This window comes from Promicromonospora noduliphila, assembly GCF_056951025.1.
In genome coordinates this window covers 3,352,757-3,370,030 of the sequence record NZ_CM167806.1, presented here as the reverse complement: position 1 = coordinate 3,370,030, position 17,274 = coordinate 3,352,757, and the positions used below count along the sequence as shown (strand labels likewise).

14 protein-coding genes are annotated in these 17,274 nt (G+C 75.2%); 13 read left to right on the top strand and 1 reads right to left on the bottom strand.

Annotation, left to right across the window (positions count from 1 at the left end; genetic code table 11):
• Nucleotides 1–9: 9 nt before the first annotated feature.
• The 3 genes from AC0QU1_RS14825 to glcF are packed head-to-tail and all read left to right on the top strand — an operon-like array spanning nt 10 to nt 4,225.
• Entirely contained in the window at nt 10–1,530 is a 1,521-nt protein-coding gene (locus AC0QU1_RS14825) for an FAD-linked oxidase C-terminal domain-containing protein (RefSeq protein WP_483570330.1), read from the top strand.
• A complete protein-coding gene (locus AC0QU1_RS14820) occupies nt 1,530–2,888 on the top strand; it encodes an FAD-binding oxidoreductase (protein WP_483570329.1) in 1,359 nt (452 codons plus the stop codon). Before AC0QU1_RS14825 ends, AC0QU1_RS14820 begins: the two co-directional genes overlap by 1 nt.
• Nucleotides 2,888–4,225, top strand: coding sequence for a glycolate oxidase subunit GlcF (glcF, locus tag AC0QU1_RS14815; RefSeq protein ID WP_483570328.1), 1,338 nt, complete (start codon nt 2,888–2,890; stop codon nt 4,223–4,225). The genes AC0QU1_RS14820 and glcF overlap by 1 nt, the downstream gene beginning before the upstream one ends.
• A gap of 524 nt (nt 4,226–4,749) precedes the next feature.
• On the opposite strand, the gene AC0QU1_RS14810 is transcribed toward glcF, so the two are convergent.
• The gene (locus AC0QU1_RS14810) at nt 4,750–5,844 is read right to left on the bottom strand and encodes a hypothetical protein (protein ID WP_483570327.1); all 1,095 of its coding nucleotides are present in this window, start codon (nt 5,842–5,844) and stop codon (nt 4,750–4,752) included.
• Between the two features lie 6 nt (nt 5,845–5,850).
• Here AC0QU1_RS14810 and AC0QU1_RS14805 point away from each other — a divergent pair, with 6 nt between their 5' ends.
• The 10 genes from AC0QU1_RS14805 to murJ all read left to right on the top strand — a co-directional run bounded on the left by AC0QU1_RS14805 (nt 5,851) and on the right by murJ (nt 17,257).
• Nucleotides 5,851–6,702, top strand: coding sequence for a hypothetical protein (locus AC0QU1_RS14805; RefSeq protein ID WP_483576700.1), 852 nt, complete (start codon nt 5,851–5,853; stop codon nt 6,700–6,702).
• Nucleotides 6,699–7,706 (top strand): HAD hydrolase-like protein, encoded by a 1,008-nt coding sequence (locus AC0QU1_RS14800; RefSeq protein ID WP_483570326.1) that lies wholly within the window; start codon nt 6,699–6,701, stop codon nt 7,704–7,706. Before AC0QU1_RS14805 ends, AC0QU1_RS14800 begins: the two co-directional genes overlap by 4 nt.
• 381 nt (nt 7,707–8,087) lie before the next feature.
• Nucleotides 8,088–8,264, top strand: coding sequence for a hypothetical protein (locus AC0QU1_RS14795; protein ID WP_483570324.1), 177 nt, complete (start codon nt 8,088–8,090; stop codon nt 8,262–8,264).
• 11 nt (nt 8,265–8,275) lie between these two features.
• A complete protein-coding gene (locus AC0QU1_RS14790) occupies nt 8,276–9,370 on the top strand; it encodes a TlyA family RNA methyltransferase (protein ID WP_483570322.1) in 1,095 nt (364 codons plus the stop codon).
• A complete protein-coding gene (locus AC0QU1_RS14785; protein ID WP_483570320.1) occupies nt 9,367–10,362 on the top strand; it encodes an NAD kinase in 996 nt (331 codons plus the stop codon). Before AC0QU1_RS14790 ends, AC0QU1_RS14785 begins: the two co-directional genes overlap by 4 nt.
• Nucleotides 10,363–10,370: 8 nt before the next feature.
• Nucleotides 10,371–12,125 (top strand): DNA repair protein RecN, encoded by a 1,755-nt coding sequence (gene recN / locus AC0QU1_RS14780; RefSeq protein WP_483570318.1) that lies wholly within the window; start codon nt 10,371–10,373, stop codon nt 12,123–12,125.
• Between the two features lie 5 nt (nt 12,126–12,130).
• Nucleotides 12,131–13,354 carry a putative cytokinetic ring protein SteA gene (gene steA, locus AC0QU1_RS14775; RefSeq protein WP_483570316.1) on the top strand — a complete coding sequence of 408 codons (1,224 nt, stop codon included), beginning with the start codon at nt 12,131–12,133 and terminating at the stop codon, nt 13,352–13,354.
• Between the two features lie 90 nt (nt 13,355–13,444).
• Nucleotides 13,445–14,398, top strand: a complete 954-nt coding sequence (locus AC0QU1_RS14770) for a copper transporter (RefSeq protein WP_483570314.1) — start codon at nt 13,445–13,447, stop codon at nt 14,396–14,398.
• Nucleotides 14,399–14,516: 118 nt separating this feature from the next.
• Nucleotides 14,517–15,518, top strand: coding sequence for a hypothetical protein (locus tag AC0QU1_RS14765; protein ID WP_483570312.1), 1,002 nt, complete (start codon nt 14,517–14,519; stop codon nt 15,516–15,518).
• Nucleotides 15,515–17,257: a murein biosynthesis integral membrane protein MurJ gene (gene murJ / locus AC0QU1_RS14760; protein WP_483570310.1), complete on the top strand. Its 1,743-nt coding sequence runs from the start codon at nt 15,515–15,517 to the stop codon at nt 17,255–17,257. Before AC0QU1_RS14765 ends, murJ begins: the two co-directional genes overlap by 4 nt.
• The last annotated feature ends 17 nt before the right edge of the window (nt 17,258–17,274 follow it).

Sequence of the window (17,274 nt, the reverse complement as noted above, 5' to 3'; positions counted from 1 at the left end):
GAGGTTGCCATGCCCGTGAGCACGCGGAGCGCGTCGGACGCGCCGTCGGACGGCGTGCTGCCGGACGCCGGGGCGCCGTTGGCGGCCGTGACCGCCGAGCTCGTCGCGGAGCTCGGGGGTGACCGGGTGATCACCGACCGCCAGCGCCGTCGTACCTACGAGTGCGACGGGCTGGCGGCCTACCGCGTGATCCCGGGTGTGGTGGTGCTGGCGCAGGACGCGGGCGACGTCGCCGCGACCGTGCGCGCCTGCGCGCGGCACGGAGTGCCGTTCGTCGCGCGCGGGTCGGGCACCGGCCTGTCGGGCGGCGCGCTGCCGCACGCCGAAGGTGTGCTCGTGGTCATGTCGCAGATGCGCGCCATCCGGGAGGCGGACGTCGCCAACCAGCGCGCCGTCGTCGACCCGGGGGTGATCAACCTGCAGCTCACCGCCGCGACCAGCCCCCACGGGTACTACTTCGCGCCGGACCCCTCCAGCCAGTCGGTGTGCTCGATCGGCGGGAACGTGGCCGAGAACTCCGGCGGCGCGCACTGCCTCAAGTACGGCTTCACCACCAACCACGTCACGGGCCTCGACCTGGTGACGCCGGGCGGTGAGCAGGTCGAGATCGGCGGCAAGGCGCCGGACGCGCCCGGGTACGACCTGCTCGGCACGCTCGTGGGCAGCGAGGGCACGCTCGGCGTCGTCACCGCGGCCACCGTGCGCCTGACCCGGCTGCCGCAGGAGGTGCGCACGCTCCTGGCCGCCTTCCGGTCCATGGACGACGCCGGCGCCGCCACCTCGGCGATCATCGCGGCAGGGGTGATCCCCGCGGCGATCGAGATGATGGACGCGCTGTCGATCGAGGCGGCGGAGGCCGCCGTGCACTGCGACTACCCGGCCGGCGCGGGCGCGGTGCTCGTGGTCGAGCTGGACGGCCCGGCGCCGGACGTCGCCGGGGAGTTCGACGACGTCGTGCGGCTGTGCGAGCAGGCGGGCGCGTTCGAGGTGCGGGTGGCGGCCGACGACGACGAGCGGGCGCTGATCTGGAAGGGCCGCAAGTCGGCGTTCGCGGCGGTGGGCCGGATCAGCCCGGACTACATCGTGCAGGACGGCGTGATCCCGCGGACGGCGCTGCCCCTCGTGCTGCGGCGGATCGCCGAGCTCGGCGACAGCGCGGGCGTGCGGGTGGCGAACGTGTTCCACGCCGGCGACGGCAACCTGCACCCGCTCGTGCTGTTCGACGGGTCGGTCGAGGGTGCCGTGGACCGCGCGGAGGAGGTGGCGGGCGGGATCCTGGACCTGTGCCTGGAGCACGGCGGGTCCATCACGGGTGAGCACGGCGTGGGCGCCGACAAGGCCAAGCACATGCCGCGCATGTTCACGCCCGACGACCTGGACACCATGCAGGCCGTGCGCTGCGCCTTCGACCCAGAGGGCATCGCCAACCCGGGCAAGGTGTTCCCGACGCCCCGGCTGTGCGGGGAGCGGCCGGGGCGGCACAAGGGCGCGCACCCGCTGGCGGAGTCCGGCGTGGCGGAGATCTTCTGATGGCGGACCTGCAACGGCTCGCGGACGCGCTGAAGCAGGACGGCGGCGAGGTCAGGGAGGCGGGACCAGGGGACGCCGTCGACGGGGTGCCGGCGACGGCCGTCGCGCGGCCGGCCTCCGCGGACGGCGTGGCCGCCGTGCTGCGCGAGGCCACCGCCCAGGAGCTCGTGACCGTGGCCCGCGGGGGCGGCACGGCCCTGGACTGGGGCGCGCCGCCCGAGCGCGTGGACCTGGTCCTGGACACCACCGGGCTGGACCGGCTCGTGGAGCACGGCGCGGGCGACCTGGTGGTCGTGGCGGAGGCCGGGCTGCCCGTGGCCGACCTGCTGGGCGCGGTGCGGGGCGCCGCGCAGGAGCTGGTCGTGGACCTGCCGCCCGACCGGCTCGGGGCCGGGTCGACCGTGGGCGGCGCGCTGTCGACGGGATCGTCCGGGCCGCGGCGGCTGCAGCGCGGCGGGATCCGCGACCTCGTGCTCGGCGCGACCGTGGTGCTCGCCGACGGCACCGTGGCCTCCTCGGGCGGCAAGGTGGTCAAGAACGTGGCCGGTTACGACCTGGCCAAGCTGCTGACCGGTGCCTACGGCACGCTCGGCGTGGTGGTGCGGGCCGCGTTCCGGCTGCACCCGGTACGGCCGGACCGCGCGTTCGTCGTCGCCACCGGCCCGCTGGCCGACGTCGCGGCGCGCGCCCGGGACGTCGTCGGCTCGCAGCTCGCGCCCGCCGCCGTCGAGCTCGACCGGCCGCCGGGCAGCGACGTCGCCGAGGTGGCGGTGCTGCTGGAGGGCTCGGCGGGCGCCGTCGGGCAGCGGGCGGCCGCGGCGGCCGAGCTGGTGGGCGGGCGGGTGCAGGCCGAGGCACCCGCCTGGTGGGCGGCGCTGCCGAGCGTCGGACTGCCGCCGGCTGGGGCCTCGGCGGGCGCGGTGCGCGGACGGGGTCCAGCCGGCGCGGGCAGTGCTGATGACGCGGCAGACAGAGCCGGCGGAGTCGGCACGTCGTCGGCCGGGACGCTTGCCAAGGCGACGGCGACGCTCACCGGCGTCGCCGGACTGCTGGCGGGGGCGCGGGATGCCGAGCAGCGGTACGGCGTCGGCGTGGCGCTGCGGGGGACCGCCGCCGGGGTGCTGCACGCCGTGGTGACGGGGCCGCCCGAGGCGACCGCGGCCGCCGTCGGACACCTGCGGCGTGTTGCGCCCAGCCCGCGGGACGGGACCGTGACCGTGCTGCGCGCCTCGCGCGAGGTGCGTGCGGCCCTGGACGCGTGGGGGCCCGTGGGCGGGCTCGACCTGATGCGCGCGATCAAGCGGCAGCTCGATCCCGGGCGCAATCTTGCGCCGGGCCGATTCGTGGGAGGCATCTGATGACGGAGGCGAAGCCGGACCTGCTGGGCTCGTTCGACGGCGCGGGGGCCTTCGACGGGCATCACCCGCCCGCCCGCGAGCTGGTGGACGACTGCGTGCACTGCGGGTTCTGCCTGCCGGCGTGTCCGACGTACTCGCTGTGGGGCGAGGAGATGGACTCCCCGCGGGGCCGGATCTACCTCATGAAGGAGGGGCTCGAGGGTGAGCCCATGTCGCCGTCGCTGGTGCAGCACGTGGACGCGTGCCTCGGGTGCATGGCGTGCGTGACGGCGTGCCCGTCGGGCGTGCAGTACGACAAGCTCGTGGAGGCGACGCGGCAGCAGGTCGAGCGGCGCGGCGCCCAGCACCGGACGCGCGGGCAGCGGCTGCTGCGGTCGGCGATCTTCGCGCTGTTCCCGCGGCCCGAGCGGCTGCGGCTGGTGCGGCCGCTGCTCGCGTTCTACCAGCGCACGGGGCTGTCGAGGCTGGTGCGGCCGGTGCTGGCCCGGCTCTCGCCGACGCTGGCGACGATGGAGGCCATCGCGCCGCCGGTGGCCGCCCGGGAGCCCGTGCCGGCGCTCGTGCCCGCCGTCGGGGAGAAGCGGATGACCGTCGGGATGCTGCTCGGCTGCGTGCAGCGGGAGTTCTACCCGGGGGTCAACGCCGCGACGGCGCGGGTGCTGGCGGCGGAGGGCTGCGAGGTCGTGGTGCCGCCCGACCAGGGGTGCTGCGGTGCGCTCTCCGTCCACGCGGGGCGCGAGGCCGAGGGGCTGGACTACGCGCGGGCGCTGATCGACGCGTTCTCCGACGCCGGGGTGGAGCGGATCGCGGCCAACTCCGCGGGGTGCGGGTCCACGATGAAGGACTACGCCGACCTGCTGGCCGACGACCCGGAGTACGCGGAGCGGGCCGCCTCCTTTGCGGCCCGGACGCGGGACATCGCGGAGGTGCTGGCGGAGCTGGAGCCCGTCGCGCCGCGGCATCCGCTGCCGCTGACGGTCGCCTATCACGACGCCTGCCACCTGCGGCACGCGCAGGGGGTGCGGGTGCAGCCGCGCGCGGTGCTCGCGACGATCCCGGGGCTCGTGGTCAGGGAGATCGCCGAGGGCGACCTGTGCTGCGGGTCGGCCGGCATCTACAACCTCACCAACCCCGAGCCCGCGCGGGAGCTGGGGGACCGGAAGGCCGCGAACGTCGCGGCGACCGGGGCGGAGCTGCTGGTCACGTCCAACCCGGGGTGCCTGCTGCAGATCACGGACGCGCTGGAGCGGCAGGGGCGGCGGATGCCGACGGCGCACATGGTGCTCGTGCTGGACGCGTCGCTGCGGGGGGTGGGGGTGGGGGAGCTGTTGGGGTAGTGGGGTTGGTTCTCTTGGGTTGAGGCTTGCTGGGGTGGGGCTGGGCCGGCGGGTCGCGAGCTCGGTCCCTTGCTGGCGGCAGATCGCTGAGTTCGGTCGGTTGGGTTGAGATCGGTCCATCGATGGACCGATCTCGAGGCAAGCGACCGAACTCGTCGCTCGTTGTGTGCAAGGGACCGAACTCGTTGGCGCCGCGTCGCGGGCGGCGGTGGTGGTGGATGCGCACGTCACAGGTCCTCGATCCCTGGGGATGGCTGCTCGCGTGGGAGAATGTGCGGGCATCTGTCATCGAAGGGAACACCGTGAACGAAACGCCCCGTGACCAGGGGAACGACCGCGAGGGCGACCGCAGCGGCGAGCGCAAGGGCGGCAGCCGCGGCGAGGGCCGCGGGCCGCGTCGCGACGACCGAGGCGGCGAGCGCGGTGGTGACCGGGGTCGTCGGTACGACGGCGCCCGTAGCGGTGGACCGCGGCGCGAGGACGACCGGCCGCGTCGGTTCTCCGACGACCGGGGTGGCGATCGCTCACGTCGGTACGACGACCGGGCCCGCGGGTCGTACGGGGAGCGGGACGACCGGGGCGGCCGCGACGACTGGGGGCGCCGGGACGACCGGGGTGCGCGCGGTGGTCGGCCGTACGAGGGCGATCGCTCGCGTCGGCCGTACGAGGAGCGGGGCGTTCGCCCCGGGCGTCGTGACGACGACGGTCCCCGCCGTTCGTTCGGTGACCGTGATGATCGGGCCGGCCGCTCTTTTGGCGACCGTGACGATCAGGCGCGCCGTTCGTTCGATGACCGGGGCGACCGTCCGCGTCGCTCCTTCGGCGACCGTGACGACCGTCCGCGGCGCAGCTTCGACGACCGCGGTGGGAACCGCCCGGCCCGCAGTGATGACGACCGGCCCCGCCGGTCCTACGACGATCGCGGTGGGGACCGGCAGCGCCGGGACGACCGGGTGGGTGACCGGCCGTTCCGCCGCCGTGATGACGACCGGCGTCGCTCGTTCGGTGACCGCGACGACCGGCCCCGCCGCTCGTTCGGTGACCGCGACGACCGTTCGCACCGTGACTTCGATGACCGGGGTGGGAACCGTCCCGCGCGGCGCGATGACGACCGGCCTCGCCGTTCGTTCGGCGACCGGGATGACCGGCCCCGCCGTTCGTTCGACGACCGTGGCGCCGACCGTCCCCGTCGAGACGGCCGTGGCAGCGACCGTCCTCGGCGCAACGACGGCGACAGGCCGTTCCGGCGTGACGGCGACCGGCCCCGCCGTCCGTACGGTGACCGTGACGACCGGTCGCGCCGGGAGGATCAGCCGCGCCAGTACGACCGGCCGCGCCACGATGACGGTGCTCGCCGGGACGACGGTCCGCGCCGGGACGAGCGCGGCGGAGATCGTCCCCGCCGTTCGTTCGGGGACCGGGGTGACCGGTCCCGCCGTCCGCTCGGTGGCCGGGATGACCGGCCGCGTCAGGACAGGCACGAGGAGCATGAGGACCGCGCCCCCCGGAGCCCGGACCCGGAGATCGCCGAGGGTGTCACGTTCAGCCAGCTCGACCGCGATGCGCGGTCGCGCCTGCGGGGGCTGAGCAAGGAGCACGCCGAGTACGTCGGGCTGCACCTGGTGATGGCGGGCCGGCTGCTCGACGTCGACCCGGAGCGCGCCTACGAGCACGCCCAGGCGGCGGTGCGCGGTGCCGGCCGCATCGACATCGTGCGCGAGGCCGCCGGCCTGGCCGCGTACCACACCAACCGCTTCGCGGAGGCGCTGCGGGAACTGCGCACCGTCCGCCGGCTGAACGGCTCGTCGGAGCACCTGCCGATCATGGCCGACGCCGAGCGCGGCCTCGGCCGTCCCGAGCGCGCCCTGGCGCTCGCGGCGTCGGAGGAGGCGGCGACGCTCGACGCGACCGGGCGGATCGAGCTCGCCATCGTGGCGAGCGGCGCCCGCTCGGACCTGGGGGAGCACGACGCCGCCCTGGCCGTGCTCGACAAGATCGCCGCCGAGGACGCCAAGGGTGACCTCGGGCTCCGGGTGGTGCAGGCGCGCGCCGTGGCGCTCGAGGCCGCCGGCCGGGCCGACGAGGCCGCCGCCCTCCTGGCGACGGTTGACAGCGAGGCGCTCGAGCGCGCCATCGGCGGAGGCGTTCCGGACGAGGACATCACGGTGTTCGACGTTGAGGAGGACGCCGCGCTGGCCGAGGCGGAGTACGCCGCCGACCATCCGGAGGAGTTCGCGGACGACGTGGAGTATGCGGACGACACCGAGGATGCCGACGACGAAACGGACGAGGCGGACGACGGCGATTCAGCGGACTCCGCCGACTCGCCGGACTCGTCCGACTCTGCGGACTCCGCCGATTCTGCTGACTCACCCGACGAGCCCGAGGCGGACGCCGTCGACGAGCCGAGCGCCCCGGACTCCGACGAGGTGACCGCGGAGGCCGGCCGGTCCGACGTCGGGCAGGAGAAGGCGTGACGGCGAGCGCCGGCCTGCTGGCGAGCGACGTCCCGCTCGCCGCGGCCCACGATCTCGCGCTCGTCGACCTGGACGGCGTGGCGTACAAGGGGCACCTGCCGATCGAGCATGCGTCGGCGAGCCTGGCCGCGGCGCGGTCGGGCGGGATGCGGCTGCTGTTCGTGACCAACAACGCGTCGCGCGAGCCGGAGGAGGTCGCTGCCCAGCTCACGGGCCTGGACATCCCGACGGACGCGGACGAGGTGATGACCGCCGCACAGGCGTGCGCCGCGCTGCTCACGACCCGGCTGGACCCGGGCGCGAAGGTGCTCGTGGTAGGCGGCAAGGGCCTGGTGACGGCGGTGCGGTCGGCAGGCTTCACGGTGGTGGAGTCGGCGGACGACGAGCCGGACGCCGTCGCCCAGGGTTACGCGCCCGAGCTGGGCTGGGCGCAGCTCGCGGAGGCCGCGTACGCCGTCGGCCGGGGGGCGTGGCACGTGGCGAGCAACCTGGACCTGTCGCTCCCGACGGCGCGCGGGTTCGCGCCGGGGAACGGCGCGCTGGTGGGCGCCGTCGTGTCGGCGACGGGGGTTGTGCCCGACAGCGCGGGCAAGCCCTCGCCCACGATGTACCGGCTCGCGGTCGAGCGAGCCCGGGCGAGCCGGCCGCTGGTGATCGGGGACCGGCTCGACACGGACCTCGCCGGCGCGCGCGGCGGCGGGTACCCGGGCCTGCACGTGCTGACGGGCGTCTCGACGGCGCGCGACGTCGTGCTCGCCGTGCCGGGGGAGCGCCCGTCGTTCCTCGGCGCGGACCTGCGTGCCCTGCTGGAGCCGCACGCGGCGCCGGTGCTCGCGGACGGCTGGTACGTGTGCGGCGGCGCGGCGGCCCAGGTGGCCGACGGCGAGCTGCGGCTCGACGGCGCGGGGATCGACCTGGTCCGCGCGGCGTGCGCTGCCGCCTGGGCCGCGGTGGACGCGGGGGAGACCCTGGATCCGGCCGCGGTGCCGGAGCTCTCTGTCTGATCTCTCGGCGCTCTGCGTGCTGGGAGCCGGACGGCCGGGGCTGGGCGCCCCGTGTGCCCGGAGCCGGACTGCCAGGGCCGGGCAGCATGCACGCCGCGGGCACGTGTTGCTCCGTGTGGACGTTGTTCACGCGGAGCAACCAACGTGGTGGACGTGGATGTCTTCCGGCAGCCGCGGCTTTCCGGCGCCGGGCGGGCCCGGGGCGTCGAGATTCCGAGCACGGCCCGCACCGGCACCGCCCGGTGCGCAGGGACCACGCCGGTTCTCCGGGGTTCTGTCGGTGGCGGCGGGTACCGTGTGTGGCAGCGGGCCGGCGGCCCGCGAACCGTGGGCGGTGGGTAGCAGACGAGCACGACGAGCACAGTGGAGCGTTGACGCACGATGGACGAGTTCTACGAGACCGAGGAGACCACGGGACTCCCGGCAGACCCGGAGGCGGGTGTCCGGCGCGCGCTCGATGCGCTCGACGGGCTCGACGACCTGCCGCCCGCCGAGCACGTCGCCCGGTTCGAGGCGGTCCACGACGCTCTGCGGGCGCACCTGAGCGGTGACGCCTGACGGTGGTGACCATGACAGCGAGCACGCGCGTGGACGCGGAGCTGGTCCGCCGCGGGCTGGCCCGTTCGCGGCGGCATGCCGCCGAGCTCGTCGCGTCCGGCCGGGTCACGGTGGCCGGGCGGGCGGTGGCCAAGCCGTCGTCGGCGGTGTCGGACGGCGCGGAGGTGTCGGTGGCTCCCGGCCACGACCCGGAGCACGAGTTCGCGTCGCGTGCCGCCCTGAAGCTGGCCGGCGCCCTGGACGCGCTGTCCCGCGTGCCGGGCGGGCCGGCGGTCGAGGGTGCGTTCTGCGCGGATCTGGGCGCGTCGACGGGCGGGTTCACGGACGTGCTGCTGCGCAGGGGCGCCGCCCACGTGGTCGCCGTCGACGTGGGGCACGACCAGCTCGTCCCCGCGCTGCGCGCCGACGACCGGGTGACCGTCGTCGAGGGCTTCAACGTCCGCGACCTGACCCCGCGTGACCTCCCGCGGTCCCCTGACCTCGTGGTCGCCGACCTCTCGTTCATCTCCCTGACCGTGGTGCTGCCCGCCGTCGCGGGCGTGCTGCGTGCGGGGGCGCAGGCGCTGCTCCTGGTCAAGCCGCAGTTCGAGGTCGGGCGCGAGCGCCTGGGCAGCGGCGGCGTCGTGCGCGATCCCGCGCTGCACGCCGAGGCGGTCACGACGGTCGCGCGCGCGGCCGAACGCCTGGGCCTGCGGGTGCTGGCGGTGGTGCCGAGCCCACTGCCGGGGCCGAGCGGGAACCGGGAGTTCTTCGTCTGGCTCGTGCCGGACGGCGATTCCCCGCCGGCCGGGGCGGCCGTCGACTGGACCCGTGACGAACGCGGCGACCGGATTCGTGACGGACGCGGCGACCGGATTCGTGACGGACGCGGCGACCGGATCCGTGACGAACGTCGTGACCGGACCGGCGACGAACGCGGCGACCGGACCGGCGACGAACGCCGCGACCAGGTCCATGACGCCGCGCTGGCCCACGCCGTCGCCACCGCGGTGGCCTGGGACCCGGCCCAGGGCGAGGCCGCCGCCCGGCCCGGCCACCCGCCCGAGCCGCCGGCCGTCGTCGTACGTGGACGGCAGGACGGCGAGCCTGGGGAGCTGGAACCATGACCCGCCGCGTGCTCATCGTGACCCACGGCGGACGCCCCCAGGCGGTCGCGGCGCTCGCCGAGGCGCTGCGCGAGCTGAAGACCGCGGGCTTCGAGTACACGCTGCACGACGACGCGCTGGCCGAGGAGTTCGGCGACCACATGGCGGCCAAGCGCGTCGCGGAGGGCGTGCACAACGCCGAGGCCGTCATGGTGCTCGGCGGCGACGGCACCATCCTGCGCGCCGCGGAGCTGACCCGCGGTACCGACGTGCCCCTGCTCGGCGTGAACCTGGGGCACGTGGGCTTCCTCGCGGAGTCGGAGCGGGAGGACCTGCGGGCCGCCGTGCGTCGGCTCGCGGCCCGCGACTACGACGTCGAGGAGCGTGCGACGGTCGACGTGGCCGTGCACCTGCCCGGCACCGCCGAGCCGGTGGTGGGCTGGGCGCTCAACGAGGCCACCGTCGAGAAGGCCACGCGCGACCGCATGCTGGAGGTGGCGATCGGCGTGGACGGCCGCCCGCTGCTGTCGTTCGGCTGCGACGGCGTGGTGATGTCGACGGCCACCGGATCGACGGCGCACGCCTTCTCGGGCGGCGGCCCGGTGATCTGGCCCGACGTCGACGCCGTGCTGATGGTGCCGCTGTCGGCGCACGCGCTGTTCGCCCGGCCGCTGGTGATCGGCCCGCGCTCGCGGTACACGGTCGACGTGCTGCCGCAGTCGACGGTCGAGGGCGTGCTGACCTGCGACGGGCGGCGGGAGATCCGGCTGCCCCGCGGCTCTCGCGTCGTCGTGCGGCAGGGCGGTACCGTGCGGCTCGCGCGCCTGTCGAACGCGCCGTTCGCGGACCGCCTCGTCTCGAAGTTCAACCTTCCGGTGTCGGGCTGGCGGGACCGTGTCGGGACGGGATATCCGGCCGGGCAGGATGTACCTTCTGACCCAGTGTCGGAACCGGCCCGCCACGGGCCGGAGGCCGCGGTCGAGAACACGGCCGAGACCACACCAGAGAATTGAGGAGTCAGGTGCTCGAGGAGATTGCTATCGAGAACCTGGGCGTCATCCGCTCGGCCCGGGTGCCCCTGTCCGACGGCCTGACCGTCATCACGGGCGAGACCGGCGCGGGCAAGACGATGGTGCTCACGGGCCTCAACCTGCTCATGGGCGCCAAGGCGGACCCGCAGTCGGTGCGCCCGGGGGCGGCGTCGGCGGCGGTGGAGGGCCGGGTGCGCGTCTCGGGCCGGGACGCCGTGCTGGGCCGGGTCTCCGACGCGGGCGGCGAGGTGGAGGACGACGGCACCGTCGTGATCCTGCGCACCATCGCCGACGGCCGCTCGCGCGCCCACCTGGGCGGCCGGGCCGTGCCGCAGGGTGTGCTCGCGGAGATCGCCGAGGAGCTCTTCACTGTGCACGGCCAGGCCGACCAGCTCCGGCTGCGCACGGCGGCCAAGCAGCGCGACGCCCTCGACACGTTCGTGGGTCCAGCCCACCAGCGGGTGCTGGGCGTCTACCGCGCGGCCTGGGCCGAGCGCGGCGGGCTGCTGACCGAGATCGCAGACCTGGAGGCGCGCGGCGCCGAGCGGGCGCGCGAGGTGGAGCTGCTGCGCATCGGCCTGGAGGAGATCGAGCGGGTGGACCCGCAGTTGGGCGAGGACGTCGAGCTGGCGGCCCTGATCGAGCGGCTGTCGAACGCCGAGGCCCTGCGCGCTGCGGCCACCGAGGCGCACGAGGCGGTGGCCGGCGAGGACGCCGACGGCGCGCGCGAGAACGCGGTGGCCCTGGTGGAGCGGGCGCGTCGCGCCCTGGACTCCGCCGCCAACTCCGATCCCGCGCTCGGCGCGCTCGCCACGCGGTTCGCCGAGGTGGGCTACCTGCTGTCCGACGTCGCGACCGACGTCGCCGCCTACGTGGACGACCTGCAGGCGGACCCGGCGGGGCTGGAGACCGCGCACAACCGCATGGCGGAGCTCAACGCCCTGACCCGCTCCTACGGCGAGACCATCGACGACGTGCTGCAGTGGGCCAGCGACGCCGGCCTGCGCCTGCTCGACCTGGACGACGGCGGCGAGCGCCTCACCTCGATGCGCGAACGCGTGGCGGAGCTCGACGGCGAGCTGGAGCGGCTGGCGGACATGCTCACTGCCGAGCGCACCCGCGGCGCGTCCGAGCTGGCCGAGGCGGTGACCAACGAGCTGCACGGCCTTGCGATGGGCGGCGCCCACCTCGTGGTCACCGTCGAGCAGCTCGACGAGCCGGGGCCGTTCGGCGCCGACCAGGTCACGTTCCTGCTGGTGCCGCACCCGGGTGCGCCCGAGCGGCCGCTCGGCAAGGGTGCGTCCGGCGGTGAGCTCTCGCGCGTGATGCTCGCGCTCGAGGTCGCCCTGGCCACCGCGGGCGGTGCGGCGGCCGCGCGCGCGGCGGACACCCCGCGCAGCACGTTCGTCTTCGACGAGGTCGACGCGGGCGTGGGCGGCCGGGCCGCCGTCGAGGTGGGCCGCAGGCTCGCGCAGCTCGGCCGCAGCACGCAGGTCGTGGTGGTGACGCACCTGGCCCAGGTGGCCGCGTTCGCGGACACGCACCTGGTGGTCACCAAGAGCTCGGACGGCGAGGCCGGTTCGGGCGACGGCGGCGACGGGATGATCACGGTGACGGGCGTGCGCGAGGTCACCGCGGACGCCCGGGTCCGCGAGCTGGCGCGCATGCTGTCGGGCCAGGACGACTCGGAGACGGCCCGTATCCACGCCCTGGAGCTCCTGGAGTCCTCGGTCGTGGGACGATAGGCCGGATGAAGCTGATCTCCCGACCCGAGAAACGCGCCGAGAAGGGCGCGGCGACCAGTGCCGCCGACCACGACCTGGCCCTCGTGCAGACCGTGGTGCACGGCCCCGCCCAGATCGGGACGCGCACCAAGGAGCTCACGTCCGTGCTCAACCCCGGCGACGTCGCCGTGATCGACCACGTGGACATCGACCGCGTCGCCGCCGACGCCCTGGTCTCGGCCGCGCCCGTCGCGGTGCTGAACGCCGCCCGGTCCACGTCGGGCCGGTACCCCAACACGGGGCCGAGCATCCTGGTCGACGCGGGGATCGTCCTGGTGGACGACCTGGGGCCCGCCGTCATGGCGATCGACGAGCACGCCGACGTCGAGATCGTGGGCGGCGAGGTCGTCGTCGACGGCGCCGTCGTGGCCAAGGGCACGCTCCAGACGCCGCAGACCGTGGCCAGGAGCATGGTCGCGGCCCGAGAGGGGCTGTCGGCGGAGATCGAGCGGTTCGCCGAGAACACCATGACGTACCTGCGGCGCGAGCGGGACCTCCTGCTCGACGGCGTGGGCGTGCCGGACATCCGGACGCCGATCGCGGGCCGCCACGTGCTGATCGTCGTGCGCGGCTACCACTACCGCGAGGACCTGGCGCTGCTGCGGTCCTACATCCGGGAGAACTCGCCCGTGCTGATCGGCGTGGACGGCGGCGCCGACGCGATCATCGACGCGGGCTGGCAGCCGGACATGATCGTCGGCGACATGGACTCCGTGTCCGACCACGCGCTGGCCTGCGGCGCCGAGATCGTGGTGCACGCCTACCGCGACGGCAAGGCGCCGGGGCTGGAGCGCGTGAAGGCGCTCGGCGTCGACCCTGTCGTCTTCCCCGCCACCGGCACCAGCGAGGACATCACGATGCTGCTGGCCGACGACAAGGGCGCGGAGCTCATCGTCGCCGTCGGCACGCACGCCACGCTCGTGGAGTTCCTGGACAAGGGCCGCGCGGGCATGGCCTCGACGTTCCTCACGCGGCTGCGCGTCGGCGGCAAGCTCGTGGATGCCAAGGGCGTGTCCAGGCTGTACCGTACGCGGATCTCCAACACCCAGCTCACGGTGCTGTCGGGCGCGGGTGTCGCGGCGGTGCTGGCGGCGCTGGCCTCCACGTCGGCGGGCCAGACCTTCTTCGGGCTGCTCGGGGCACGCTTCGACGACGTCGTGTCCTGGATCGGCAACTTGTTCGGCGGCTGACCGGCGCGGACCACGCTCCGCGCACCGCATGCCGCCCCCATCAATGCCGGGCTCACCGCCCGGAACCTGCTTTAAGGACTTCTCCGTACCGTGATCGACTTCCGATACCACCTCGTCTCGCTCATCTCCGTGTTCCTCGCCCTCGCCGTCGGCATCATCCTCGGCGCGGGCCCCTTGCAGGGCGCGATCGGGGAGACACTGACCGAGCAGGTGGACGCGCTGCGCGCCGAGCGCAGCGACCTGCGCACCGAGCTGGACGCCACGCAGACCGCGCTGGACGGCGACGAACGCTACATCGCGGCGGTCGGCATGGAGCTGGTCCCCGGCTCGCTCCAGGGCAACCGCGTGGCCGTCGTCCAGCTCGGCGAGGTGGACGCGGACGTGACCGACGGCGTGCTGAACCAGCTCGACACCGCCGGCGCGACGATCGTGGCCGAGCCGGTGCTCACCGAGGCGTGGACCGACCCGGAGGAGGAGTCCTCGCGCGAGACCGTCGCCGAGGGGCTGCGCGCCAACCTCGGCGCCGCAGCGCCCGAGGCCGACGACCCGAACGGGGTGCTCGGCGCGGCCCTGGCCCTCGCGCTCACGGGGAACGACGGCGGCACCGACCGCAGCACGCAGGCCATGGACCTCGAGAACCAGCTCGAACGGTTCGGCTTCGTGGAGCCCGGCGAGGAGCAGACGCAGGCGGCGCAGGCGCTCGTGCTGCTGGTCGGCCCGGCCGAGCAGGCACAGGAGACGGTCGACGGCGCCACCGAGGAGCCGGCGGAGGAGCCGGCCACCGACGCGTGGGCCGTCGTCGCGCAGGCGGCGCAGCAGGTCTCCGGCGCCGCAGTGCTCGCCGGTCCGGCCGAGGAGCGCGGCGACGCCGTGCAGGTGGTCCGGGACGACGACGAGATCGCCGCGGAGGTCACCACGGTGAGCGGCATCGAACGGCTCACGGGCCGCATCAACGTGCCGCTCGCGGTGGCCGCGCGGCTGGCCGGCACGGTCGGGCAGTACGGCTTGGAGGACGACGCCACGGTGCTGCCGCCCGTCGGCTGAGGCCGGGACGCCTGACCGAGGCCCGGCCCTGAAGGCAGAGCTCGAACGCACGAACTCGAAACGCACGAACTCGAAGCACAGACCCGAAGAACCGACACAGACCGAGGGGTAGCAGCTCATGGGTGCAGGCAGGTTCATCGTCGCGGGCATCGTCGCCGGAGTCGCGACGGCGTTCGCCCGCCGCAAGCTCGACGAGGAGATCGCCCACGGCGCCCTCGGCGGCGCCAGCACATGGACGCGGACCAACCACCGCGGCGAGCCGATCAGCCTCCTGGAGGGTCCGGCGGTCGCCGCGGGCCTGGTGGCCGGTGCGGCGGTCGGCGGCGGCAGGGCGCCCGGCGCCACGGCGTTCGCCACCGCAGCGGCGGGCGGCTTCGGCCTGGTCGACGACCTCGCCGAGGACACCTCCGTGCGCACCAAGGGCCTGGCCGGCCACCTCGGCGCGCTCAAGGAGGGCCGCCTGACGACGGGCGGCCTCAAGGTGCTCGGCATCTCCGGTGCCGCGCTCGTGGCCGCGGCGGCGGGCACCCCGCGCACCGGCAGCGCGTTCGGGCGCCTGGTCGACGTCGGCGTCAACGGCGCCCTCATCGCGGGCACCGCGAACCTGCTCAACCTGTTCGACCTGCGCCCCGGCCGGGCGCTCAAGGCCGGCGCCGCGGCCAGCCTCCCGTTCGCGCTCGGCAGTGCCGGCGCCACGGGCGCCGTTCTCGGTGCCGCCGCCGCTGCCGCGCCCGGCGACCTGGGGGAGAAGGACATGCTGGGCGACGGCGGCGCCAACGCGCTGGGCGCGCTCGTGGGCAGCCAGATCGCGTTCGGCGCGCCGCGTGCGGTGCGGCTCGCGGCCCTCGCCGGGGTCGTCGGGCTGACGCTGGCCTCCGAGAAGGTCAGCTTCTCCAAGGTGATCGCCGAGAACGAGTGGCTCAACAGGATCGACATGCTCGGCCGGCGGCCGGCCGAGTCCCCGGCGGCCGCGGCCGGCACGGATTCGGCCGGCACGGATTCGGCCGGCCCGGATTCGGCCGGCCCGGCCTCGACCGACGAAGGCCCGGCCACCCCCGGCCCGGCAGGCGGAGTGCGCTCGACCCCCGCCTCCGACCCCATGGCCTCCCCGGGCGCGTGAGCCGCTTCGGAAGCCTGGCGAGCGCCGCGCTGCTCGTCACCGTCGTCACGCTCGCCAGCCGGGTGGTCGGCTTCGGCCGCTGGCTCGCGCAGGGCGCCTGGCTCGGGTCGGACGGCGTCGGCACGGTCTTCAACTCCGCCAACCAGCTCCCCAACCTGCTGTTCGAGGTCGCGGCGGGCGGCGCGCTCGCGGGCGCCGTCGTGCCGCTGCTGGCCGGACCGCTGAGCCGGGCCGCCTTCACCGCCGACGGCACCACCGCCTCGAAGGAGCAGGCCTCCCGCATCGCGTCCGCCCTGCTGGGCTGGACGATGCTGGTCCTGGTGCCGCTGGCCGGCCTGACGGCCCTCCTCGCGCGCCCGATCATCGGCCTGACCGGGCTCGACGACCCGGCACAGGTCGACGTCGCCACGGCGTTCCTGCGGGTGTTCGCCGTCCAGGTGCCGCTGTACGGGCTCGCCGTCGTGCTGGGCGGCATCCTGCAGGCGCACAAGCGGTTCTTCTGGCCCGCGTTCGCGCCGCTGGTCTCCAGCCTCGTCGTCATCGTGGTCTACGGCGTCTTCGCCCTCCTGGCCGACGGCGACCAGCGGGACGTCGCGGCCCTGTCGGCCCAGGCGCTGCAGTGGCTGGCGTGGGGGACCACCGTCGGCGTCCTGTTCCTGGCGCTGCCGCTCGTGGTGCCCGTGTGGCGCACGGGCCTGCGGCTGCGGCCCACGCTCCGGTTCCCGTCCGGGGAGGGGCCCCGGGCCGCGCGCCTGGCGTTCGCGGGCGTCGGCGCGCTGGTGGCCCAGCAGCTCTCGGTGTTCCTCACGCTGCGCGCGGCCAACGCCGCCGGCGGGGACGGCACGCTCTCGGTCTACCTGTACGCCCAGCAGGTCTACCTGCTGCCCTACGCGGTGCTCGCGTTCCCGATCGCGACCAGCGCGTTCCCGCACTTCGCCGAGCACGCCTCGGCCGGCCGGCTGGGCGAGCTGCGCGCCCTGGTCGCCCGCACCACACGCACGCTGCTGCTCGTGACGGCGCTGGGCGTGGCAGCGCTGGTCGCGGCGGCCCCGTTCGTCGAGCGGGTCTTCGACCTCATCGTGCTGGGCGACGCCCCCGGCCTGGCCGCGGGGCTCATGGCGATGGCGCCGGGGCTCATCGGGTTCGCGCTGATCCTGCACCTGTCGCGCGCGCTGTACGCCGTCGACCACGGGCGGGCCGCCGTCATCGCGACCGCGAGCGGCTGGGGCGTGTCGGCGCTCGGTGCGGCGCTGGTGCCGCTGCTGTTCGCCGGGCAGGCGCAGGGGCCAGGCTGCGCCGCGACGTCCTGCGTGGACCTCACGCTGCGGACGAACGTCATGGCGGCCCTCGGCGCCGTGGGCACGGCCGGGATGGTCGTGGCAGGGCTCGGGCTGCTCCTGGCCGTGCGCAGGCACCTCGGCCCGCCCGCGCTCGGCGGCGTCTGGCGCGCGCTGCTCGTGCTCGTGGCGGCGGCCGCCGTCGGCGCCGCCGCCGGGCTGTGGGTGCCCTGGCGGCTCGGCCTCATCGAGACCTCGTTCCTCTCGTTCTCGGACCCGGCGTCGAACGAGGTGCCGTTCGACGGCGGCGCGTTCGCCGCCGACCTGGGCCTCGGGCTGGCCTTCGGCCTGCTGGCCGCGCTCGGCACGCTCGGGGTGGCGGTGCTGCTCGACCGCGACCTGCGCGCCGCCGTCGGGCCGCGGCTGGGCGCGCTGCGGAGGAAGTTCTCCAGGGACGGGTGACTTACCGAGCGAGTTGG